The sequence below is a fragment of the Dialister hominis genome (assembly GCF_007164725.1).
GTDB classification, from domain to species: Bacteria; Bacillota; Negativicutes; order Veillonellales; family Dialisteraceae; genus Dialister; species Dialister hominis.
The window spans coordinates 1,026,617-1,050,741 of sequence record NZ_AP019697.1; the positions used below are offsets into that span (position 1 = coordinate 1,026,617).

23 protein-coding genes and 1 tRNA gene are annotated in these 24,125 nt (G+C 42.6%); 1 reads left to right on the forward strand and 23 read right to left on the reverse strand.

Annotated elements, in window-relative coordinates:
- From Dia5BBH33_RS04830 to Dia5BBH33_RS04865, 8 genes are all read right to left on the reverse strand, one after another.
- Entirely contained in the window at positions 1-2,433 is a 2,433-nt protein-coding gene (locus tag Dia5BBH33_RS04830) for a DUF3656 domain-containing U32 family peptidase (protein ID WP_108849722.1), read from the reverse strand.
- A 192-nt stretch (positions 2,434-2,625) separates the two neighbouring features.
- Complete coding sequence (locus tag Dia5BBH33_RS04835) at positions 2,626-3,129, reverse strand: cob(I)yrinic acid a,c-diamide adenosyltransferase (protein WP_022382110.1); 504 nt, start codon at positions 3,127-3,129, stop codon at positions 2,626-2,628.
- 9 nt (positions 3,130-3,138) lie between these two features.
- Entirely contained in the window at positions 3,139-3,558 is a 420-nt protein-coding gene (ndk, locus tag Dia5BBH33_RS04840; protein ID WP_108849721.1) for a nucleoside-diphosphate kinase, read from the reverse strand.
- A gap of 26 nt (positions 3,559-3,584) precedes the next feature.
- Positions 3,585-4,439: a zinc metalloprotease HtpX gene (locus Dia5BBH33_RS04845; RefSeq protein WP_108849720.1), complete on the reverse strand. Its 855-nt coding sequence runs from the start codon at positions 4,437-4,439 to the stop codon at positions 3,585-3,587.
- A gap of 50 nt (positions 4,440-4,489) precedes the next feature.
- Positions 4,490-4,566 (reverse strand) — tRNA-Pro (locus Dia5BBH33_RS04850).
- A 48-nt stretch (positions 4,567-4,614) separates the two neighbouring features.
- Positions 4,615-5,541 carry a homoserine kinase gene (gene thrB, locus Dia5BBH33_RS04855; protein WP_232518095.1) on the reverse strand — a complete coding sequence of 309 codons (927 nt, stop codon included), beginning with the start codon at positions 5,539-5,541 and terminating at the stop codon, positions 4,615-4,617.
- Positions 5,525-6,823 (reverse strand): homoserine dehydrogenase, encoded by a 1,299-nt coding sequence (locus Dia5BBH33_RS04860; protein WP_143332496.1) that lies wholly within the window; start codon positions 6,821-6,823, stop codon positions 5,525-5,527. The genes thrB and Dia5BBH33_RS04860 overlap by 17 nt, the downstream gene beginning before the upstream one ends.
- Positions 6,820-7,275, reverse strand: coding sequence for an ACT domain-containing protein (locus tag Dia5BBH33_RS04865; protein WP_022382115.1), 456 nt, complete (start codon positions 7,273-7,275; stop codon positions 6,820-6,822). The genes Dia5BBH33_RS04860 and Dia5BBH33_RS04865 overlap by 4 nt, the downstream gene beginning before the upstream one ends.
- 185 nt (positions 7,276-7,460) lie before the next feature.
- On the opposite strand from Dia5BBH33_RS04865, the gene Dia5BBH33_RS04870 reads away from it, so the two are divergent.
- Positions 7,461-8,513: an IS30 family transposase gene (locus tag Dia5BBH33_RS04870; protein ID WP_108849579.1), complete on the forward strand. Its 1,053-nt coding sequence runs from the start codon at positions 7,461-7,463 to the stop codon at positions 8,511-8,513.
- Between the two features lie 71 nt (positions 8,514-8,584).
- Here Dia5BBH33_RS04870 and Dia5BBH33_RS04875 read toward each other — a convergent pair whose 3' ends face one another.
- The 15 genes from Dia5BBH33_RS04875 to Dia5BBH33_RS04945 form a co-directional block, all read right to left on the reverse strand.
- Positions 8,585-9,439: a ChbG/HpnK family deacetylase gene (locus tag Dia5BBH33_RS04875; protein ID WP_143332497.1), complete on the reverse strand. Its 855-nt coding sequence runs from the start codon at positions 9,437-9,439 to the stop codon at positions 8,585-8,587.
- Positions 9,440-9,532: 93 nt separating this feature from the next.
- On the reverse strand, positions 9,533-10,315 hold the full coding sequence (locus Dia5BBH33_RS04880; RefSeq protein ID WP_143332498.1) for a TrmH family RNA methyltransferase: 783 nt from the start codon (positions 10,313-10,315) through the stop codon (positions 9,533-9,535).
- A 44-nt stretch (positions 10,316-10,359) separates the two neighbouring features.
- Positions 10,360-11,301: a glycosyltransferase family 9 protein gene (locus Dia5BBH33_RS04885; RefSeq protein ID WP_232518096.1), complete on the reverse strand. Its 942-nt coding sequence runs from the start codon at positions 11,299-11,301 to the stop codon at positions 10,360-10,362.
- A gap of 19 nt (positions 11,302-11,320) precedes the next feature.
- A complete protein-coding gene (locus Dia5BBH33_RS04890) occupies positions 11,321-11,854 on the reverse strand; it encodes a D-glycero-alpha-D-manno-heptose-1,7-bisphosphate 7-phosphatase (protein ID WP_108850879.1) in 534 nt (177 codons plus the stop codon).
- Positions 11,855-11,868: 14 nt separating this feature from the next.
- Complete coding sequence (gene gmhA / locus Dia5BBH33_RS04895) at positions 11,869-12,438, reverse strand: D-sedoheptulose 7-phosphate isomerase (protein WP_143332499.1); 570 nt, start codon at positions 12,436-12,438, stop codon at positions 11,869-11,871.
- Positions 12,425-12,946, reverse strand: a complete 522-nt coding sequence (gene nrdR, locus Dia5BBH33_RS04900; RefSeq protein WP_022382121.1) for a transcriptional regulator NrdR — start codon at positions 12,944-12,946, stop codon at positions 12,425-12,427. The genes gmhA and nrdR overlap by 14 nt, the downstream gene beginning before the upstream one ends.
- Before the next feature lie 77 nt (positions 12,947-13,023).
- Positions 13,024-14,058: a cell division protein FtsZ gene (gene ftsZ, locus Dia5BBH33_RS04905; RefSeq protein ID WP_143332500.1), complete on the reverse strand. Its 1,035-nt coding sequence runs from the start codon at positions 14,056-14,058 to the stop codon at positions 13,024-13,026.
- A 147-nt stretch (positions 14,059-14,205) separates the two neighbouring features.
- Positions 14,206-15,090 carry a cell division protein FtsQ/DivIB gene (locus tag Dia5BBH33_RS04910; RefSeq protein WP_022382123.1) on the reverse strand — a complete coding sequence of 295 codons (885 nt, stop codon included), beginning with the start codon at positions 15,088-15,090 and terminating at the stop codon, positions 14,206-14,208.
- 24 nt (positions 15,091-15,114) lie between these two features.
- Positions 15,115-16,050 (reverse strand): D-alanine--D-alanine ligase family protein, encoded by a 936-nt coding sequence (locus Dia5BBH33_RS04915; RefSeq protein WP_022382124.1) that lies wholly within the window; start codon positions 16,048-16,050, stop codon positions 15,115-15,117.
- The gene (gene murC / locus Dia5BBH33_RS04920) at positions 16,034-17,440 is read right to left on the reverse strand and encodes a UDP-N-acetylmuramate--L-alanine ligase (RefSeq protein ID WP_143332501.1); all 1,407 of its coding nucleotides are present in this window, start codon (positions 17,438-17,440) and stop codon (positions 16,034-16,036) included. Before murC ends, Dia5BBH33_RS04915 begins: the two co-directional genes overlap by 17 nt.
- Positions 17,437-18,564: an undecaprenyldiphospho-muramoylpentapeptide beta-N-acetylglucosaminyltransferase gene (gene murG, locus Dia5BBH33_RS04925; protein ID WP_143332502.1), complete on the reverse strand. Its 1,128-nt coding sequence runs from the start codon at positions 18,562-18,564 to the stop codon at positions 17,437-17,439. Before murG ends, murC begins: the two co-directional genes overlap by 4 nt.
- A gap of 17 nt (positions 18,565-18,581) precedes the next feature.
- Positions 18,582-19,937, reverse strand: coding sequence for a UDP-N-acetylmuramoyl-L-alanine--D-glutamate ligase (gene murD / locus Dia5BBH33_RS04930; RefSeq protein WP_143332503.1), 1,356 nt, complete (start codon positions 19,935-19,937; stop codon positions 18,582-18,584).
- A gap of 172 nt (positions 19,938-20,109) precedes the next feature.
- Positions 20,110-21,081 (reverse strand): phospho-N-acetylmuramoyl-pentapeptide-transferase, encoded by a 972-nt coding sequence (gene mraY / locus Dia5BBH33_RS04935; RefSeq protein ID WP_143332504.1) that lies wholly within the window; start codon positions 21,079-21,081, stop codon positions 20,110-20,112.
- Positions 21,081-22,463 (reverse strand): UDP-N-acetylmuramoyl-tripeptide--D-alanyl-D-alanine ligase, encoded by a 1,383-nt coding sequence (locus Dia5BBH33_RS04940; RefSeq protein ID WP_232518097.1) that lies wholly within the window; start codon positions 22,461-22,463, stop codon positions 21,081-21,083. The genes mraY and Dia5BBH33_RS04940 overlap by 1 nt, the downstream gene beginning before the upstream one ends.
- Positions 22,460-23,965 (reverse strand): UDP-N-acetylmuramoyl-L-alanyl-D-glutamate--2,6-diaminopimelate ligase, encoded by a 1,506-nt coding sequence (locus Dia5BBH33_RS04945; RefSeq protein WP_022382130.1) that lies wholly within the window; start codon positions 23,963-23,965, stop codon positions 22,460-22,462. The genes Dia5BBH33_RS04940 and Dia5BBH33_RS04945 overlap by 4 nt, the downstream gene beginning before the upstream one ends.
- Between the last annotated feature and the right edge of the window lie 160 nt (positions 23,966-24,125).

The following is a 24,125-nucleotide window of genomic DNA, read 5'->3' on the forward strand; positions in this document are numbered from 1 at the left end:
TTACAACACTCCTTTGAAAAAGTGACCACGGCTTATCTTACGGCTGTTTCCTCTCTCTGAAGGATCTGGCGGCATTTTATTGCCATTCAGTATTTGCACATAATCACTGCACACATCGCTTACAGATTCATCAATGCCCCTGAAATCCAGACATAATGCGTTAATTCCGCTCTCTGCAAGCTGTGAAATATACGGTCTCATATCCAAAACACTTGAATTCTGGATATGCATATGGCACCATTCATCAGTTCTCACGGGGAACAGCCTTCCCGTATCGTCCTTAAGAAAGTAGCGTTTCTGCTGGCAATATCCCGGACAATGGGATTTATCGATATCTCCGCAAACTGAGTTGATCACACAATATTCTGACACCATTAATTCTGTGCGTCCATACGCATAGACGGCCAAAGGTATCCTGCTTTCCCTTCTGATTCCTCTGATCTGGGGTATCGTCAGTTCCTGGGACAGCAATACGCCGCTGAATCCCCATCGTGTCAATGTATCTGCTGCTTCGCTGTTAAATATATTCAATGAAGATCCGGCATATACCGGTATCCCGTCATGTAAATCCTTAAGCCATTCAAGGGCTCCCAAGAATTCAACCAGAATTCCATCCGGCCTTACATTTTCCAATATTTTTAGAAATCTCCGGGAAGCCTGCTTTTCGTATTTATCTCTGACAACTCTCGGTGTAGCAAAGATAATCTCAGCATCATTATTCCTGCAGAATTCAGCAGCCTTCATATAATCATCCATCTTCACTGGTACATGATCAAAGGAATCGCCGCCGAAAATAAAGCCTTTTATTCCCTGCGAAACAGCTTCCTTTATATGCCGCAGGGAATTTGTTCTTACCCAGATCCGGGCATCCTTCTTTTCATCCAGGGTTTGTGAAATATTTGTACCGGTCCAGTTTTCTTCACCGGTCTTTATATTCTCTTCATGCCTTTTTACCCTGATATCCTGCAATTCAAGAATTGCGTCCTGTCTCAAATGGTTCAAGACACTTTTAGGCAGCAGACATCCCTCATTGCTGACTTCCAGGTCATTTAATTCGAACACCGTATTTCCGAGCCTGGATAACTGTTCCCGGACGATGCTGTCCTGTGTAGCACCATGCATTGCGGTTTGGGCAATATAAGAGGACGTAATTTTGGCAACATTGCCGTCCTGATCACGAATAATTAATTCCACATTTCTGTCCGGCTTGGCAGACAAAGAAGCATCTATTAATATCTTTTGATCCATATCCTTTAATGTGTAGGTATTTTTTTCCGGATCCAAAATCCAAAAGACCTGCCCCTTCGTCATGGGTCTTATCTTTGTTTTGACCTGATAGATCCCGCGACCTTTTCTGTATACATTTTTCATCGGAACAAATTCAATTGTTCTTTTATTCGAAATAAATGTAATGCCGGTAGCAGATTGTCTTCTTATATCAGCTGCAGATGCAAACTCAAATTCATCATGATGGATATTCCTTACGACTCCGGCTTCAATGCCACGATTTCCCGGTGCAAATTCTGTTACCATGTCAGCGCTGATATCATCATCCAGATAACCAGTCGTATATCCGCGGTTAAACTCTGATTTAAGACGAATGACTTCTTTGCCGTGATCTTTAAATACAGCACCTTCCTCAGCCGCATCAATTGCTTTTCTGTACGCAGAGACTGTGTTATACACATATTCCGGACTTTTCATGCGTCCTTCGATCTTCAAAGACTTAACCCCTGCATCCAGCAGCTGAGGAACGGAATCCAGGCCAATCAAATCTTTCAGGCTCAATATATACCTGCCCTTTTCCTTGTTGATGGTCTGTCCGGAAAGATCAACAAGTTCATAAGGTTTTCTGCACGGCTGGGCACAGGCTCCCCTGTTTCCGCTCCGTCCGCCGCTAAAGCTGCTCATCAGGCACTGTCCGGAATAGCAGACGCAGAGCGCACCATGAATAAACACTTCAATCTCGACACTGCAGGAAGAAACAATATTCCTGATTTCCGTAAGTGACAATTCACGCGATAAAACGACGCGCTTGAAGCCTAAAGATTCAAGAAACTTTACACCGGCCAAATTGGAAACCGTCATCTGCGTGCTGGCATGAAGCGGAATATTAGGCGCCAGCTCCTTTATAAGATCAATACAGCCGAGATCCTGTATTAACAAGCCATCAATATTAATGGAGCTAAGGAATACCAGATATTCTTTCAATGACTCCATTTCAATATCACCGATCAGTGTATTCAGAGTGACATAGACAGCCACTCCTCTGGTATGAGCCAGACGAACGGCATCCTGCATTTCTTCAGGAGAGAAATTACCTGCAAATTTACGCGCACTAAAACTCTTTCCTCCAAGATAAACCGCATCAGCGCCTCCATCCAAGGCAGCTATTAAATGTTCTGGTGAGCCAGCAGGTGCTAATAATTCCATGATTATCCTAATTCCTCCATAAAGCTGAGTACTAAGCAGAAACCGTACTCAAAATTGTATTCCGGCATTTAAATTCATTCCATATTAATGGGCAATAGATAATATTCAATCTCAGATACGATTATAAAATAGTAAGAGGAGATATTCAATAATATGAATATCTCCTCCACACAAAATCAATTCTGTTTAAGATTACTTTACTTCAGATTCGTATCTTCCCAAAGTAAAGCAAAGATCTGAAAGTCGATTAAGATAACGTATGTCCACTTCATTTACAGGTTCTGATTCATTAAGTCTCCACATTGCCCTTTCAGCTCGTCTGACAACACTTCTTGCTGCGTTCAGGAAACTTTCACTCTTTGTTTCGCCTGGAACGAGGAAATGATCCAACGGCTGTAATGATTCTGTGTAACTGTCAATCAGACGTTCCAACTCAGTTACGTCCTCTGGCTTGATATTAGGTTCATTACCTACACTGGCAACATCAGCCATGAGCATCCAAAGATCTTTTTGCAGCTTATAAATTGTAGATTTTACATTTTCATGAACTGCAAAAGCCCTTGCCTGCCCAAGAACGGAGTCTGCCTCATCTACCGAGCCATAGGCTTCAACGCGTAAACTATCTTTAGAAACACGCTCTCCGGTATAAAGACTTGTTTTACCTCTATCTCCTGTACGCGTGTATACTTTCGACATAAGATCACCTTATTTCTTTAATTCAGGGAACCAAAGACCGATTTCTCTTTCTGCTGTTTCTGGAGCATCAGATGCATGAACGACATTTTCATCAATAGAAGTTGCGAAATCACCACGGATGGAGCCTGGTACAGCTTTCAGCGGATCGGTAGCGCCGTTGATTTGGCGGACAGCAGCAACTGCGTTTTCACCTTTGATAACCATAACGAGTACAGGACCAGAAGTGATGAAAGCGATAAGATCCTTGAAGAATCCTTTTCCTTCATGTTCTTCATAATGTTTCTTTGCCAATTCTTCCGGAACCTGAATCATTTTAATAGCTTCAACTTCCAGGCCTTTTCTTTCAAAACGGGAGATGACTTCACCACAAATATGTTTTTTAACACCATCCGGTTTTACAAGAACAAGAGTTTTTTCAATAGCTGACATAAAACGCCTCCTTAAAAATAATTGTCTTAATGCATTCTTGCTGCGATTTCACGCAGTCTTTTCACACGATCCGCCGTAGATGGATGCGTAGAAAATAAATTTTCAATACCACCAACCGCAGAAAGAGGGTTAATGATAAACAAGCCACTAGTAGCCGGCTTAGCACCGGGCATAACTACATGATGGGCATAATTATCCAGTTTTTCGAGAGCACTGGCAAGTGCAAGCGGCTTCCCTGAAATTTCAGCGCCTGATGCATCAGCCATATATTCTCTGGAACGGGAAAGTGCGAACTGAATCAGCGTTGCTGCCAATGGAGCAAGCACTATTGTAACAATTAATGCTACAGGATTCATACGTTCGCCATTCTCATCACGCCCGCCAAAAATTGTGAACCACTGTGCCATCTGTGCAATATAGCCTATTGCCGAAGCAATAGATGCTGCTAGAGTCATTATAAGTGTATCATGATGTCGAATGTGTGACAACTCATGACTTATTACTCCGGCCAATTCATCTTTATTTAATCTGGAAAGAAGTCCTTCCGTTATTGCTACTGCTGCATGATTTACATTACGGCCAGTTGCAAAAGCATTAGGGACATCTGTAGGAATTACATAAAGTTTCGGCATAGGTATCTTTGCATTTTGGCAAAGCTTTCCAACCAGATCGTACAATTCAGGAACATCCTGAGGTGATACATACTTGGCATCATACTGTGCCAAAGCAATTTTATCACAGTTCCAGTAAGTAATAAAATTAATGCCAAAAGATACCAGAAGCATTGTAAATGCTCCCGATCTGCCGCCAAAGGCACCGCCAATTGCCATTAGGATTACGCTGAGCAGTGTCAGCAGAATAACTGATTTGACTCTGTTCAAATGAAAGACCTCTATTCATTGAAAATAATAAATATAATAAAGTAGAAAAATGGTCGGAACGACATGATTCGAACATGCGACCTCTACCACCCCAAGGTAGCGCTCTACCAAACTGAGCTACGTCCCGACAGATACTACAAGTACTAGAATACACAGAATCTGCGTTTTTGTCAAGTCAGACCGCACTGATCCCGGACTGGTCAAAGTCAAGCACGATATATGAAGATGTTATTCCATGATGCTTGAAAGTACTCACCATGCTTTCACCAACAAGATGTGCTTTATCCGATGGCGAAAATGCAATAATGGTAGGACCGGATCCGCTTATCGTCGCTCCATAAGCACCAGCTTTTACACTGCTTCTTATGACTTCTTCCGAACCTGGTATAAGACCTAAACGATAAGGAACATGAACATGATCGTCCAGACCAAACTTAAGATATTCTGGCTTGTTATACATAAAGGCTGCCATTAAAAATGATACGGCACCTATGTTATGGACAACATCACTTCTGACATAAGATGCAGGCAAAACCGCACGGGCTTTTTCTGTATGCAGCTCAAAATCAGGTATAGCGACGACTGCCTTCCATTGAGAGGGAATATCGATGCGCTCAGCTACGACATTTCCATTCTCTATAAGAGCCATGCAGAAACCGCCTAAAATTGCAGGAGCTGCATTATCAGGGTGGCCTTCCATTTCAGCCGTTATATCAAGAAGTTCTTTCCTGTTGAAAGGTTCTCCCATCAGCAGATTCGCAAGGAAAACCCCGGAGGCAAGTGCTGCTGAACTGCTTCCCAGCCCTCTTGCAAAAGGAATTCTGTTGATCAGGTACATACTGCCGCCAGGAAGTGTGCGCCCTGCTTTGGAAGCGGTAACATCCATAGCCTTAATAATCATATTATCCAGGCCTGTAGTAATCTGATCGACACCTTCGCCTTCTGCATCAATCATCGTATCCTCAAGCTTGACATTCTCATCAGGTACGAACTGCACCACATTATAAAGTCCCAGAGACATCCCCAGTGTATCAAATCCGCTTCCTATATTCGCTGTTGTTGCCGGGACGCGGACTATATATGTTTTACCTCTTGCCATCATCCATTACCCTTATAATATTTGCAACCTGCCTCATGCACGGAAGTACCTGAAGCGCCTTTTCAACATGAATAATATTCTCCCTCGGAGTTTCTTCGGTAATAATCATCAATTCAGCTGCGTCCTCAATCCTGCTCTTCTGGACAACTTCTCTGATACTGATATTGTTGTCGGCATAAGCAGCAGCAATCTGAGAAAGTACGCCTGTCATATCATCTACAAGAAGTCTGAAATAATATGCATTTTTCAGTTTAAGCGAAGAATAGAAAGGAATACGCTTCGTTTCAGTAAGCATCATTTCTGTTCCGGTTGAATGATTCAAAATATGCTTTGCTGTGCTTATGACATCTCCCATAACAGCACTGGCTGTAGGAAGAGAACCGGCGCCCCTGCCATAAAACATTACATCCTCGACAATATTGCCAGTAACGTAAATTGCATTATAAGATCCCTTGACTGATGCAAGCGGATGGCTTCTAGGAACAAATGCCGGATAAACATTGAGAGCTATGCCGTTTTCCTGCCTCATAGCAACAGCAAGAAGCTTTATCGTATAATTCATCTCACTGGCATACTGGATGTCCTTTTGTGAAATCTTTTCAATGCCTTCTACAAGAACATCGTCAAATGTGACATTGGCACGGAAACCGATGGATGCAAGAATGGCAAGTTTTCGCGCTGCATCATATCCGCACACATCATTGGTCGGGTCAGCTTCGGCATATCCTTTTTTCTGTGCAACCCTCAGCGCATCAGAATAGCTTACACCGGAATCATCCATATCTGACAATATAAAGTTCGTCGTTCCATTTACGATACCGATGATGCTTTCTATCTGATTTGCCGCCAAAGAGTCATGCAGCGGCTTTAAGATCGGTATCCCGCCTGCTACACTCGCCTCGCAGGAGAAGTTTACCTTGTTCTCGGTTGCCGTATGCATAATTTCCGGGCCGAAAAGGGCCACCAGATCCTTATTGGCACTTACAACATTGATCCTATGGTTGAGAGCTTCAAAAATGTATTCTTTCGCAGGATGAATTCCCCCCATCACTTCAATAATGATCTCTGGGGCGGCATCTATAACACAGTTGAAGTCATCTGTTACGACAACATCCTTCAGGATATCCAGATCTCTGTACTTTTCAGTATTTCTTACCAGAACATGCGTGATACGAAGTTTGCAGTCAATCTGATCTTCAATAATCTTGCTATTTCTCCGTATTACCTCAGCAACACCCCTGCCTACAGTTCCAAAACCAAGTAACGCAATATTGATTTCTCTCATGTTAATTCTCCTCTTGCCTCAAATATCAGAGACTGGATTCCTTTCATTTCTTTGATCGTCTCCTGTAAATATTGAAGGTATGATAAAGATTCCTCAGTCTTTATTGTTATAGTAACCGCAACGAGCTTCTCTGCAGGGATACCCCTGTTTAGAGAAATAATTTCATTCCGATCCTTGACAATTCTTCTAAGAACCCGGTTGAAAACTGCAAAATCATCCGACATTACCAGGAAAAGAACGACTATCTTATCTTTTTCTGTTTCAAATGCAGGGGCAACATGGTCTTTATATTTATAATATGCACTTCTGCTGATATCCACTTTTTTCACGGCTTCATTAATAGATCCGCAAGTCCCGTCCTGAAGCATTTCTTTTACCCGGATTGTTTTCTTTATGGCTTCAGGAAGTATTTTAAGATCTACTAAATAAAACTGTTGATCCTTTTTCTTCATAAATACTCCTTGATTTAAATAATTGAATGATGCTCTTCAACATCAAATGCATTCAATATGCCCGGTATTTAACAAATAAAAGGAACGGCGGATTGTATAATTAAGTTGAACACTTAAAAATCCATAGCGAACCCTTGTGGTAAAATGTAGTTGCACAAAAAACACAACCACAAAGGAGAATCGCTATGGATCAAAATCATTTTACCACGGATACGTTACGCAAAAAAGGGGCTCATTTAACTTTTGAGGAACGAGTCATTATCCAAACGCGTCTCCGCGACAAGCAATCGTATCGGAGCATAGCCCGTGAGATTGGGTGCTGTGTCAATACGGTACGCAACGAGGTGAAGCGTGGCAAGGTTCTTTGCTATAACGGCAAGGTGGAACGCTATCGCGCAGCAGACGGGCAAAGCACCTATGAGGCGCATCGCGAAAACTGTGGTCGCAAATGCGACGCCATAGCAAAGGGAGCATTCCTCGACTATGTGCAGAAGAGACTTCAGGAACATCACTGGTCGCTCGATGCCTGCTTTGGCAGGGCACTGGTTACGGGAGAATTTCAACGTGGCGAGATGGTCTGTACGAAAACCCTGTACAACTATGTCACGCTGGGGCTCCTAGGAAAAATCAAGAGTATTGACCTGCCCTTGCGCGTCAAGCGAAAAAACGCCAGAAAGCGGGTTCGTGAGCGTAAGAAGAAGTTCGGCCGCAGTATAGATGAGCGCGATCCTTCTGTGGATGAGCGTCAGGATTTCGGGCATTGGGAGTGTGACCTTGTACTGGGATCTCGCTCAAAGGACGAAGTACTGCTGACCCTGGTTGAGCGCAAGACACGCTGTTCCCTCATCAGAAAACTGCCCAACAAGGAAAGTGCCTCTGTAATAGCAGCCTTCAGAAAATTGAAGGATGGAATGTTCCGCGGCTGTTTCAGCCGAGTGTTCCTCAGCATTACGACAGACAATGGCAGTGAGTTTTCCAGCCTGTCGGAGCTAGAGAAACTAAGTCACACACGGATCTATTATGCGCATCCGTACTGCTCCGGCGACAAAGGTACGAATGAGAATCACAACGGCTTATTCCGTCGATTTCTTCCCAAAGGGAAGAAAATCCAGGATTACCCAGTGGAACACATTTCCAGAGTAGAGTGCTGGGCCAACACCCTGCCAAGAAAAATACTCGGCTATAAGACACCCGAGGAGTGTTTTAGGGAAGAAATGCTTGCAGCACTTACTGCATAAAGGTTCGCCGGGTGTTCAACTTATTATTGCAATTCGGGAAATAAAAGGAACTTCAGAGATTATAAGATGAATCATAGATCCCTGTATGAAATTAACTCCACATCCTTTTCTTTGAGCTCGTTCTTTAGTCGGAGCGAAAGCAAGGCCTTTAACTCATCCTCACCATGATAACCCCAATGGAATGTTGATTCCATCAATTGCGAGTTTGCAGCGGGATGACACATAAACTCGGTAACACCTGCTTCAAGCTTCCCGGCAGCATCATACATCCGCTGCTCGTGGAAATGCCCTCCATAAAGCATTCCGAAAAAATGATCATTTGATTTGATTCCTGCTTTCTTCAGACTGTCCCGATGATTCCTTGCCATCAGAGACAATGCATTCTTAGCAGAAAATCTGAATAAACTCTTTGGCCTGAAAGAAAGGCCAAAGGTGAGACTTTCATCAGGAACACGCATGCAGTGTATCTTGTATTTCTTTGCCAGGCTTAACGCGATGGGAAAAAAATGATTCCACATATGCATATGCTGGTGTCCATCAATATGCGTGACCGAAAGCCCTGTATCAAGAATCTTTCTTATCTGGGCATCCCATTCATTATATACATCCTCTGCGCGTATCAATCCCTTCAGATCACGCAGGATCAAGTCAACATAATTATTGCAAAGCACGCCATTATCCCAAGTTATGGAAGGGACCTCAGCCTGAGGCAGCACTGTTTCCAGCCCGCCAACAAGAGTCAAATGAATTCCTATCCCTATATCCCCCATTGTTTTGGCCATAGCAACAGCATCATCAAAGGCGCGTCCCCCAGCCATAATCGAAGTACTTGTCAGTATACCCGATTCAAATCCCCGATAAACTGCTTTATTCACAGTCTCGTGAATTCCGAAATCATCGGCATTAACAATCAACCTTTTTTTCATAGCTTCTCCAGACCCTGAAAATGTACAGCATCAACCGGTACATTCTCTTTTTTAAAACACATCATGAATATACGTTCCCAAAGCTTTATTTTGTCAATCTTTGAAATGAAACAAAATAATTGCAGATGCTATGGCAACATTTAATGACTCAACACCGGCAATCGGTATATATACATTAAAGTCTGTCATTGCCAGAATTTCCGGACTGATTCCATCTCCTTCATTCCCGAATACAAAAATACAATCCTCTGGAACATTTGCCTCTTTATAAGGCAGCGCATTTTTTAATGCAGTCCCAATGAATGATATCCCGGATTTCTTCAGATCCTGCAGAAACTCCAGTGAAATATTTTCGTAGACAGGGATTCTTAAAATGCTTCCCATGGAACTTCTGACTGCTTTGTCTGAGTAAGCATCTGTACAGCCTTTCGTAAGAAGAATCCCCTTTACTTCAGCAGCTGCCGCAGTCCTGATAATAGTACCGATATTTCCCGGATCCTGTATGCTGTCTAATAAGACATATCTGCCTTTCATGGGATTCTTTAAACGCGCGGGATCAGGCACTTCCTTTTTTACTATAAGAAGTATTCCCTGACTGTGTTCCGTAGATGATATTAATTTCATTAATTTATCATCTATAAGCAGTAATTTCCAATGGAGAATTTTCGCACGTTCAAAAAACTGATTTAAATTTGAATCATCTGCATACCGTGCTGTAAAAAAGCATATGCAGTCTTCAATTCCTAAATCATTGGCATCATAAACACTACGGATTCCCTCCATAACAAATAATCCAAATTTGTCCCTGTATTTCCGATGCTTCAGCTGCATCGCGCATTTTATCCATCTGTTAGTCTGACTTGTTATTAATTCCATAGTGAATACCAATTAAGCTTACATAAAAATACTCCAGCCGCTGGTTAGAGCTTCAATATCTCTTTTGCCTTATCGTAAACCGTAGAAACGGCGATTGAACTCATTTTACCATCACCGGCCGTCAAGATGACACTGTTATCATTGCCATAAGGCCCGCTTCTGTCGGCTTTCGTAGGACCAAACAAAGCAATGATCGGTGTATGCATTGCATTAGCGATATGCAGTGGACCCGTATCGCTGGAAATATGCAGCGATGCCATCTTTTCGAGTGCAGCCAGTTCGAGAAGGTCTGTCTCACCAACAAAATCAACTATATATGATGATGTGTAATAACCGGTAATTTTCTCGGATAAATCCTTCTCATTTTTTGTACCAGATATGACTGTATAAATCCCCAGGGCTGAGAATTCTTTTGCTAATTCACCCCAGTATTCTATCGGCCATTTCTTTTCCTCGCCGCGGGTCCCCGGGACAATGACGACATAATCCCCATTGACACCATGCTGGGCCAACTTTGCCTTCACAGTCTCTTCCTGCTTTGAGCAATCCCTGATCGGGAATTCGATTTCATCACAATTACATCCCAGGTATCTCATTACGTCAAGGAGCTGTTCAATAATATGTCCATGCTTGTGAGGTCCGGAAATCGGTTTGCTTACTAGGAAGCTGCCTTCACGTGCGTCATTATACCCAATCCTTGTGCTGCATCCGGAAAATGCTGCAATAATCGCACTTTTGGCTATCATTTGAAGATCTATGACCAGATCAAACTTCCTGCTGTGAAGTTCTTTTCTGACAGATAAAAGATACTTTAAATCCTTAATCTTTTTTCTATCAACCAGAAATATTTCATCAATCCAGGGAAGTTCAGGAAGAATCTTTGCAAACGCAGGATGAACAGCCCAGGTTATGCGGGCTTCCGGGAAAGATTTTCTCAGAGCATACAAAGAAGGAAGTGCGTGAATGATATCCCCCAAAGAGCTCATTTTAACAATCAATATATTTTTATATGTCTTCCTTGCCATTGTCTCTATATCCTAAACCAGCTAATTTTTGATATACAAAGTCCTTAAGATTTGTCCCATCAAACAGGAATCCCTTAATACCCGCCGCTTCTGCGGCTTTAATATCCCTATCGGAATCACCGAAAAGGAAAACTTGATCTTTGGGAAGATTATACTCGTTTATTGCCCTGATAATCATCCCTGGAGCGGGTTTTCTGCAATCACAGACAACATCGTACTTCTTCACAGGTGCACCTGGTAAATGGGGACAATAAAAGAATTTCGTTATATTTCCGCCTAATTCACGAAAAGAAGAATTCATTTGTTCATGAAGCAATTGAACGTCGCTTTCTGTATAATAGCCTCTTGCTACACCGCTTTGATTTGTAGCGACAAAAAGAAGCCATCCGTCCTCTGTCAGCCTGGCAACTGCTTCACGGGCTCCATCAATCCATTCTAATTCATCCCAGGAATGTATATATCCCTTATCCTTATTAAGTACACCATCTCGGTCAAAGATTATCGCTTTCTTAATGGTGTTCATTGAATTTACCATTCCATATCATCAATAATCTGACAAATAATATGTGCACATAAAATATGCATTTCCTGTATTCTTGCAGTAACATCAGCGGGAACAACAATCGCAACATCACACAAAGATTTCATCAATCCACCCTCATGTCCTGTAAATCCGATTGTCTTCAGTCCCTTGCTGCGGGCTGTCTTTAAAGCTTCATTGACATTTTTGCTGTTTCCGCTCGTCGATATAGCCCAAAGCAGATCTCCTGAAACGCCTAAACCGCTCACCTGTCTGGAAAAAACACGGTCAAAATCATAATCGTTCCCTACTGCAGTTAAAATAGAAGAATCTGTCGTCAGAGCTATAGCAGGAAGTGATTTTCTCTCATTATGATATCTTCCTACAAACTCAGCGGCAATATGCTGAGAATCAGCTGCACTTCCTCCATTACCGCAGACAAGTATCTTATTCCCGGACTGAAGTGTATGCGCGCATAATGCAGCCGCTTCTTCTATAACCGGTGCAAGCATTTTAGTTTTATTCAAAACATTTTCGTGTTCTTCAAAACACTTCAATATCAAATCATTTGGTATCATTATTATCCTCTGTCTTTTTAGTCTTCGCAGTATCAGAATCAGCAGATTTCGCCTTCGAACTCTTCATTAATGCTTCGAGTTCGCTCATAAAACTGCCGATATCCTTAAACTCACGATAAACCGATGCAAACCTTACATAAGCAACCTGATCCAGTTTCCGCAATTCTTCCATAACAATATTGCCAATCATTTCGGTAGAAACTTCCTGGCCAAGATCGCTTCTAACTTTTCTCTCAACAACATCAACAATATTTTCAATTTGCTCCGAGGTGATATTTCTCTTTTCGCAAGCTCTGATCAACCCGCTTCTCAGCTTATTCCTGTTAAAGACTTCACGTGTTCCATCTTTTTTGATAACGCGAAGAGGCGCTTGTTCTACAGTTTCATAGGTGGTAAAACGTCTTCCGCAGGAAAGACACTGGCGGCGTCTGCGAATGGATGCACCATCATCTGTATCTCTGGAATCTGTTACCTTGGTGTCTGCACTGCTGCAATAAGGGCATCTCATGTCTATCTCTCCTTAGATTATAGAAAGTGGAAGAAAAAGCCACACTGCAACCGCGGTGTGGCTTTTCAGGTTATAGCTTATTTTCTGAGGAATTCCGGAACCGCAATACCCGGGTTGGGGCGTACAGAATTACTGAATCTTGGCCCAACAGAATTAGGTGATGGTTTCTTTTTGTCGCCGAAGCCGGTAGCAATAACAGTAATCTTTACTGTATCGTTATCAAGATCCGGATCGACAGATGTTCCCCAAATGATATTAGCATCTGGATCAGCAGCTTCTGTAATAATTTGAGAAGCTTCATTAATTTCGAAAAGACCGAGGTCTTCATTGCCTGTAATATTGATGATAATGCCTTTTGCTCCATCAATGCTGCGTTCAAGAAGCGGGCTGTTGATTGCCATGGTAGCTGCATCGCTGGCTCTGTTATCGCCGGTACCGATGCCGATTCCCATTAATGCTTCACCCTGATCGCTCATGATGGTCCTGACATCTGCAAAATCCAGGTTGATGATTCCAGGTACTGTAATCAAATCGGAAATACCCTGAATTCCCTGACGAAGAACATCATCTGCTGTTTTGAATGCATTCTTGATTGATGTTTTCTTATCAATAATTCCCATCAATTTATCGTTAGGAACGACGAGGATTGCATCAACATTGTTTTTCAAACGTTCAATGCCTTCTTCAGCATTCTTAGCTCTAACCTTGCCTTCAAAGGAAAATGGCTTGGTTACAACTGCAATAGTCAGAGCGCCTAATTCTCTTGCACACTGCGCAGCTACAGGAGCAGCACCGGTTCCTGTGCCGCCGCCCATTCCGGCTGTAACGAATACCATATCGGCTCCGGTCAATGCTTTGGTCAGATCTTCTCTTGATTCCTCAGCTGCCTGTTCGCCAACTTCCGGTTTTGCACCAGCGCCCAGACCTTTTGTTAATTTTTCACCGATCTGAATTTTTGTTTCAGCTTCAGATTTATTTAAAACCTGCAGTTCAGTATTAACGGCAATAAACTCAACACCTTTAACCTGTTCATCAATCATACGGTTTACAGCATTGTTTCCGCCGCCGCCAACACCAATAACTTTAATTTTTGCAATTTCAGATTGTTCCATGTTCACTCCTCCTCCAGGATATTTTGCGTCATGTATTGACCTAGTTCACCTATGTTCACGTCAGTTATATTTTACATTGTACAATAATTTAAGTAAGTTCGCCACATCTATAGAAAACATTCCCAAAAGAAACTAAAAGAATGTGAGCTATTTCTTTAATTTAATATAAGGCGATGCAAGATTGGCATCTACAAATTCGACAGAGAGACCTCTGGCCTTCACATCCCCGACCATATCTTCCGCAAGCTCGGCCTGTTTATCGATCTGCGATCCGTTCCCAAGCCGGACGGTTATGCCGTCTCTGGTGTAAGCGATTATGTTCTGCGGATTTCCTATATTGATTTCCGAAAAGTCTTGTACACTTTCAGGTTTTAAATGATTCAAAAACTGCATGGCCTTATCTATTTCATCACCGCTGACATGATCACCGATCAGCAGATTTCCGAAACGCTTTCCTGTAATCATCGGTACACTGACTTTATGGATGGATTGAACGGTTTCCATAACAAGTCCGGTCTTATCAATAAAGGCATATCCATAATCATCCTGCACAACAGCCAGGGGGATCCGGTCTGTTATATCCACATCGATCGTAAGCGGGAAAACTCGTGTGACATTAACCTTTTCGACTCTATAGTCATGAGATAATGCATCTTCTATCGCTGAGCCGCTTACCCGCAGGGTATTCACAGGAGTCTTTATCTTCGCCTCAAATAAAACATCATCCAGCGTAATCGTATTCGATCCTTTGATGACTATGCTCCCAAGGGAAATCGGAAGGAAGAAAAGGCTTACAATAAATACACATATAAAGGCAGCAGTCAAAATAAGAATTTTCTTATAATTTAAAGTGCTTCTTTTTCTTCTCCGCCGAGGTTTAGGAGAACTTGCAGTATTAATAGTACTGCTTACGGTCTCCTCTTCTGTTGAGATTGCCTGCTGATGATTTTCGTTACTATCAGCATAGCTGCTGCGCGTTGTTTCCCTATGCTGTTCTTTGCGAAAATCATTGAAGCTCTTAAAATTATCCATAATCACGTTTACCCATAAAAATGCTTAAACTTTGTTTAAACCTGCTTCCAGGAGAATCTTTTCACAAAGTTCAGGGAAATCAATCCCGGCAGCTGCTGCAGCCTTTGGAACGAGACTTGTTGCTGTCATCCCCGGTATTGAATTCGCTTCCAGAATAAAAGGCCGCCCTTCTGAATCCAGTTTGAAGTCAAATCTTACAACACCGGCACACTCTGCGACTTTATAGCCCTTTTCAGCGATGGATCCCATTAAGCCGGAAAGTTCAGCAGGGATATTGGCCGGCACGATATAATCGGTTGCGCCCTTTGTATATTTTGAATGAAAGTCATACTGACCGGAGTGAGGACAGATCTGTATGACCGGCAGTGCATGTCCGTCCAGTACAGATACGGTAAATTCATCTCCTGCCAGGTAGGATTCAGCCAGGATTCGCGGCTCAACCTGGAAAACTCTCTGCAAAGCTTCATGAAGGTTTTCTTTTTCTCTTACAATCTCAATTCCGATCGTTGAACCCTCACAGGCAGGCTTCAATACTACAGGGAAAGAGAACTCATTCAAGATCTCCTTTTCTACAGCATCAATACCTTCGCTCAGATAATACGCCTGGGACTTCGACATGGGAAGTCCTGCCTGCTTGAATATGCGGCTTGATACGATTTTATCCATAGTGATGGCACTGGAGGTCACACCAGAACCGGTATATGGTATTTTAGCAAGTTCAAGGACGCTTTGAATAGTTCCATCCTCGCCATACTTGCCGTGGAGTGCAATAAAGACGACTTCAGCGGACAGTCTTTTCAGATCTTCGACCACATGGTCCGGTATATATTCACACGGTGTTACGTTATACCCTAATGATAAAAGTGCATCGGCTACAGCTTTACCTGTTTTTTTGGAAATTTCGGCTTCCGTAGACGGACCACCCATTAAAACGACAATCTTGCTATTTTTTGTAATCACTTGCTATTCCCTTTTCTTTAATCAATTCTATCAACTTTTCACCGGCAGTATAAATATTACCAGCTCCCATGGTTATAAACATGTCATGAGGCCTGAGGAAATCATATAACTTTTCCGGCAAATCATTAACATTTTCTACGTAATAAACTTCCTTGTCAGGGAATTTAGCCTTGACAATTTCCGGAATCAACTTTCCATCAATTCCTTCTATAGGCTTTTCACCGGCACTGTAGATGTCCGTAAAGAAAATAACATCCGCATCCACGAACGCATCAGCAAATTCGTCCTTGAGAAGTTTTGTCCTTGAATATCTATGCGGCTGAAAAGCGCAGATTATCCTGCGGCTTCCAGTTTCTCTTGCACCCTTTAAAGTCGCTTTTATTTCTGTGGGATGGTGAGCATAGTCATCAATGATCCAAAGATCATCAATTTTAGCCTTCGTTTCGAATCTTCTCTTGACTCCGCAGAAATTACTCAGTGCGGCAGCAATCTTGTCAAAAGGAATTTCGCAGTATAACGCAGTCGCAACCGCTCCCAAAGCATCTCTTGTATTGTGAACTCCGGGAATCTGCAGCTTGATGGTACCTAGGTTATCGTTTTCATGAATCACATCAAAGCAGAAATAGCCGTTTTCATATTTACGGTTGACTGCCATGTAATCAGACTTCACATCGATACCGTATGTGATTATTTTCTTGTCAATGGATGGTATTACGGCTCGAATGCCTTCGCTGTCATTGCAAAGAATAGCTGCTCCTGAAGCATCATGAATTTTTTCTATAAACTCGACGAAAGCCTTCCTGATATTTTCAATGCTTCCATAATGGTCCAGATGATCATCTTCGATGTTCATAACGACAGTTACATAAGAATTGAACTTCAAGAATGAACCGTCGCTTTCATCGGCTTCAGCAATGACATAATCACCTTTCCCTAAATAGGAATTGCCATTGATATAGCTTGCTGATGCCCCCAGAACGATAGTGGGATCTTCTCCAGATTCAAAGAATATTTCGCCAATCATGGCGGATGTCGTCGATTTCCCATGAGCTCCTGCTACCGTAATAGCCTTTCCCCAGCTCAAAACAGATGCAAGTACATCCGATCTATGGAACACCGGGATCCCGAGCCTCTTTGCTTCGACCAATTCAGGATTATCCTCAGCAATTGCAGTTGAAATGATAACGCAGTCAGCCCCATGCACATGTTCAGCTTTATGTCCAATGAAAACTTCTGCCCCTTTGGATGCGATATCTTTCAAGAAATCAGAATTATTCTTATCTGAACCCTTAACGGCAAATCCTTTGTCCAGCAGAATTGCCGCTAATGCGCGCATTCCCATTCCGCCGATTCCAATGAAAAAAACAGTTTTATAATTATTTAAATTCATTTTTTTGTCTTCCTTTGTTCCGCCAAAGTTAGAGCCAGATGGGCTATATCTTCACCAGCATGAATCTTCCTCAAACCGGTAACCTTCTGCGCCATATTTTTAAGCTCTTCGGGATTATCCATAAGAAGTTCAATTTTATCAATCAATGCTTCATCCGTTAATTCTTTGTCCAGAATAACATAAGCCGCTCCATTTTTCTCAAACACCCATGCATTGAATGTCTGATGATCTTCAGCAGCGTATGGATACGGCACCAGAATTGACGGAAGCTCTCTTGCAGAAAGTTCGGCAAGGCTGATAGCTCCGGCGCGGCAGATGATCAAATCAGCAGCCGCCAGCACTTTCGGCATCTGATACTCATACTCAACAATGTGACTTACCGTATCGTTTGATTTCTCATCCGAGTTTTCCAGTTCTTTCAAAACATCCTGATATCCAAGGGATCCTGTAACATGGTAAAGCAGAATATCACGATTTCCCTTTCCAAAATGCTTATGCACGCCAATCATCGCATGATTTATGCTTCTTGCTCCGCGGCTTCCGCCGGTTATGAGAACCATAAATGTGTCCTCTGAAATCCCCAGCTCTTTTCTTGCATCAGCTCTGTTATAAGCAAGAATATCCCTGCGGATCGGATTTCCTGTATAGACGCATTTGCCTGCATCAGGGAAACGATGTGCCGCTTCTTTATAGCCTAAAGCAATACGATCGACAAACCAGCTCAGGATCTTGTTGGTTATCCCTGGAATAACATTCTGTTCCTGAATCAATGTCGGAATCCCCTGGAGCGCAGCCGCCATGAGAATCGGACCGCAGACATATCCTCCTGTTCCAATGACTACGTCAGGATTGAATTCCTTCAGGATCTTCTTTGCCCTGAATACGCTTTTGGCTGTTACTGCAAGGTTTGCAATATTTTTAACCGTAAACGATCTCTTCAGGCCGTATGCATGGATTGAAGCAAATTTATAACCTTCTTTAGGTATTATTTTCGATTCCATCCCATTAGGCGTTCCTACGAATAATATCTCCGCCTCTTCAATTCTGGAAATTTCTTTTGCGATTGTTATTGCGGGATATATATGTCCTCCGGTTCCGCCTCCGGATAAAATTATCCTTTTCATTACGAATTCACCGATGCTTAAGCTAAACTATTAACGATACGCTTAAAGTCCATTCCGCGTTCTTCCATATTATGATACATATCAAAAGAAGAACAAGCAGGAGAGAGTATTACGATATCACCAGGTTTTGCAAATTTCTGTCCCTGTTTGACAGCATCTGCCATGCTATCAGCCCTATGGATAGATGCTTTTGAAACGCCCGCCTCTGCTGCAGCTTTTTCAAAGCGGTCGGCAGCTGCTCCTAAAAGAATTAATTCCTTGACATGTGTTTTTACAACATCCATGAATTCTGTAAGATCTGTGCCTTTATCATATCCCCCGGCAATCAGTATAACGGGTTTTGAGAAAGCTTCCATGCCTTTAATGGCAGCATCCGTATTCGTTGCTTTGGAATCGTTATAATATGATACTTCATTGATCGTTCTTACGAATTCTATTCTGTTCGGGAGAGGTTCAAATGACTTTAAAGATGAAATTATAACTTCCGGGCTGACCCCGCCTTCATTAGCAAGGAATGCGGCAGCCAGGCAGTCTTCCATATTCTGGGCGCCCTTCAATTTCAGATTATCGGAAGAGCAAAGACGAATATCCTTGCCATTACGGCGGATCACGAGGGTATTCCCGTCCATGAATGCGCCTTCTTCTACCTCATGCTTTGTTGACAAAAGGCAGACATGTGTATGCTTTTCTGCCTCATCTTTTAATCCGTACACCAATGGAGATTCTGCGTTCAGCAGAAGGCAGTCCGACTGGTCCATATTTTCAAAGATGCGCGCTTTAGCGGCAATATAGGCTTCCATTGTATGATGGCGTTCAAGATGATCCGGCGTTATGTTCAATATGACAGCGGCCTTAGGCTTAAATGATTTTATGAATTCCAGCTGAAAACTGGAAACTTCAGCTGCAATGAGCCCGTCAGAAGGAACCAGTTCCGCCTCACGGCTCAGTGATATTCCAAGATTTCCTGCAAGAGCAAAAGGTTTCCCGGAATGGCTTATCATACTCCCCAGAAGTGTTGTTGTTGTTGTCTTGCCATTTGTTCCGGTAATTGCCAGAATCGTAGCTTTGGTGACCCGATAGGCCAGCTCTATCTCGCTGATCACGGGAATTCCCTTTTTTACAGCAGCTGCAACGATGGGATTTTCAGCCGGTATGACAGGAGATACTACGACAGTATCTATCCCATCCAATAAACTCTCCGTCTGTGTTCCGAACACAAAAACTGCCCCGCGTTCTGACAGAGCTTCTTTCTCTTTTTTATCCTGAATCGTATCTTTCAAATCAGAAATCAATACGGACACTCCATGCTTTAAAAGAACATGGGCCGCGCCCAGGCCGCTTATTCCTGCGCCAAGAATTAAAACATTCCTCATCTAATTCTCCTCCTGATAGTTCATTACATTTTACAGATGGCAGAAGTTTCTGCCATGACAAGAAAAAGAGTCTGTTAGAAGATAAAGAACGAACTCCCTCTGAAAATGTTTTCTACTCACTGGTTTATTATACATCCATGCGTTCAAGCTAAAGACAATATGATATTTTACATCAAACAGGATTTGATGCAATAGATAATATCAGGCTTGAACATGCAGCAATACCTTCAACAAGCCAGAAGGCCCAGACTACATGGACTTCGCTCCATCCGGACAGCTCGAAATGATGGTGCAGCGGGCTCATCTTGAATACCCTCTTTCCCGTCAGCTGGAAGGAAGCTACCTGTATAATAACCGATAATGCTTCAATTACAAAAATGAAGCCGATAAAGATAAGCAACAGCTCTGTCCGCGTCATAACGGAAATACCTGCAATGGCACCGCCAAGGGCTAGGGATCCGGTATCACCCATGAAAATCTTCGCAGGATGGTAATTGAAGAATAAGAATCCGATACATGTTCCTGCGAGAATAATGATAAAATACCCCAAATCATTATTTCCACTCAAATAGCAATAGACTGCATATGCAGAAAATGCAATGACGCAGCAACCGGATGCCAGTCCATCCAGACCGTCAGTCAAATTAACGGCATTGGATGCGCCTACAATGACCAGTATGACAAAGATATAGTAAAATGCTCCAATATAGATATCAATATTGGTGAAAGGAATAGCTATAGAGAAGGGCAGATGAAGTGTATCTACGACTCCCCAGCAAAACAGAACTGCCAAAATAATCTGCCCGAGCATCTTCTGCTTAGCTGTCAGCCCCAGATTCCTTTTCTTCTCCGCTTTTATAAAATCATCTAAAAAGCCCAGAATTCCATGCCCCAGCGTTAAAAAGAGAAGCCAAAGTACGGCTGGATCCAGAATTTTATTGAACAGCAGGACTAAAACAGCAGAAAAAATCATGAAAATCCCTCCCATAGTTGGTGTACCGTTTTTAGACCTGTGTGATTTAGGCCCTTCTTCTCTGACAGACTGACGGGCCTTTAATTTCTTTAACAAAGGAATAGCGATAGTCCCCAATACGATTGTTGTTACTACAGCTTCCAGAAGATAAATCAAATAATTCTGTTCCATTACTTTATGTAGCTCCTATCAATTATTTTGGGTATTTCTTCCATATGCATATAATGTGATCCCTTGACAAGGACCGCATCGCCAGGTTTTACAATATCCATAAGGCATTCTGCCGCATCCTCGCAGGATTCAAAGCTGAAAACATTTTCCATCCCATTTTCTTTGGCGCCCCGAGCCAGCTCATGGCAGAGCGGTCCGACGGTAATTAAACCGTCAAAAGAAAATTGTGCAGCCTTTGCACCCGTCTTGAAATGAAGCTGCTTTTCAAACTTTCCCAATTCGCCCATATCGCCCAGTACCAGGTACCTGTGTTCTGCATTCATCTGGGCAAGCGAAGAAAATGCCATCTCCATGGATAATGGATTTGCATTATAGGAATCATCCAGAACCGTGACCCCATGAATATTCAATATGGTTTGCCGCTGTCCTATCGGTTTGAAATTTTTCAAGGCTTCAACGATATGATCCATGTCTACGCCAAGAGACAGCCCGGCCGCTGCTGCTGCCAGGGAATCATATACATTATGGATTCCTAATAAGTTTAATTTGACCGGATATTCTTTATCTAGATATACGCAGGTATAGCAGGTTGATTCCCCGTCATAAACGATATCCTTCCCTCTTACGCTGTATGTTTCCCCCAATCCATAGTAAACAACCTGATTGCAGAGGGTTCCCATGCGGCGCACAAAAGGATCATCGCCATTTAAGATGGCAGTTCCATCTTCCGACAGATTACGGATCAATTCGCTTTTAGCCAATGCAATATTTTCCTGGCTTCCCAAAATGCCGATATGGGAAGTACCTACATTGGTGACGATACCCATAGTAGGGCTTGCAATAGAGCATAACTGATTGATCTGGCCTAAGCCTCTCATGCCCATTTCTGTCACACAGACTTCAGTTTCTCCTGTCATGGATAACAAAGTTTGTGATAAGCCGATTTCATTATTAAAATTTTTCTGCGTGGACGTTATTTTATAAACAGATGACAATACTGCAGAAAGCATATCCTTTGTCGTCGTTTTTCCATTGGAACCGGTTATTCCGACAACAGGAACAGAGAATCTCATACGATGAAAATGTGCAAGCGAAAACAGTGCAGATAAAGTATCCTTGACACAGATTACAGTGACAAAGTTCCCCCACTCTTTCAAAAGTGCAAGGTCAGAAACCATTACCGCGGCTGCTTTTCTGGAAACCGCTTTGCTTACATAATCATGTCCATCAAAATTATCACCTCTGAGAGCGATGAAAAGTTCGCCTTCCCCAATGGTTCTGCTGTCTGTGCTGACCCCGGAAACGAAATCCGCATTTCCCTTCTGTATCAATTTTCCATCTGCAGCGTCAAGAAGTTCCTGTATTTTAAAAGAAGCCATCATTTCACTTCCTTCAGCGCGTTTCGTGCTTCTTCTCTATCATCAAAATGAATCGTCCTGTCCTTTAGAATCTGATAATCCTCATGTCCTTTTCCGGCAATAATTACAATGTCGTCATCTTTGGCAAGTGAAACAGCCCGCTTGATTGCCTGGCGGCGATCAGCAATGACTTCGTAATAGAGATCAGGTTTATTCTTCTTTACCTTTTCTACTCCCACGACTACATCCTCTATTATCTTCTCCGGATCTTCCGTTCTTGGATTATCACTTGTCACAATTGAAATATCAGCATGCTCTGCTGCAATGCTTCCCATAATAGGGCGCTTCATCCTGTCGCGGTCACCACCGCATCCAAATACTGCGATAATTTTTCCCTCTGTAATTTCGCGCGCCGTACCGAGTATTTTCTCCAAACCGTCGGGCGTATGTGCGTAATCGACAACTACCGCAAATGACTGTCCCTCATCAATAAGTTCGAAACGGCCTGGAACTGACTGAAAATCTTTAACCGCTTCAATAGCATCATCCATGGAAATGCCTTCATTCAAGGCCGCACCAATAGCGCCTAATGTGTTGTAAATATTGAATCTGCCTGCAAGACGGGTCTCTACTTCATAGTCATTCTCATGATAGCGCACCTTAAATCTGGATGATTTTCCTGTGAATTTGCTGTCATACGCATAAAGTTCAGCCGAAGAATCATTCATACCATAAGTATGAAGCGGGCAGACCTCTGTATTAACAGCCTCTATCATAGTATGAGCATACGGATCATCAATATTGATCCAGGCAGATTTTCCAGTTTTATGCTGATTCTCAGAAGAAACCATTTCGAAGAGCATAGCCTTGGCTTTTGCGTAGTTTTCCATGGTCTTATGGAAATCAAGATGATCCTCAGTCAGGTTTGTAAAAACAGCATCATCAAATTCGCACCCTTTCACTCTCCCCAGAACAAGAGAATGCGATGATACTTCCATGCAGACATGGGTCACATGCTCATCAACCATCATGCTGAGAAGTCTCTGCAGATCGATTACAACCGGCGTTGTATTATGTGTCGGTATTTCCTTATCTCCGATGAGAGCATGTATTGTGCCGATAACTCCCACCTTATTTCCTGCTTTGTGAAGTATATGAGCCGCAATATGCGTTGTAGTCGTTTTTCCGTTCGTTCCCGTCAAAGCTATCATGCGCATTTTCCGAGAAGGATAATCAAAGAAGAATGGTGCCATATCTTCCATTGCTTCCCTGGTATCTTCTACATAAACAACTGCGATTTCATCCGGTACATCAATCGGTTCCTGAGCAACAATTGCGACGGCCCCCTGGGCAGCAGCTTTGGCTGCAAAATCATGCCCGTTTACATGGGCACCGCACAGGCAGATGAATAAGCTGCCTTTTTTTACTTCTCTTGAATCAGCTGTGATATCACTTACTGCAGTATTTAAATCGCCTTGAATCTTAAGACAATGTGTCTTCTCTATCAGATCTCTCAGAATCTTCAAAGTACAATCACCCCTGTTTTTTAGCTAAGCGTTATTTTTTATAATAACGTAAATTGTATCCTAGCACAATAGCGGCCTTATTAAAAGGCCGCTATTGTGCTAGGATTATTAAATTTAGCTCTCCTGGCAACCTTTGGAATTGCTTGGTTATCATGGGATT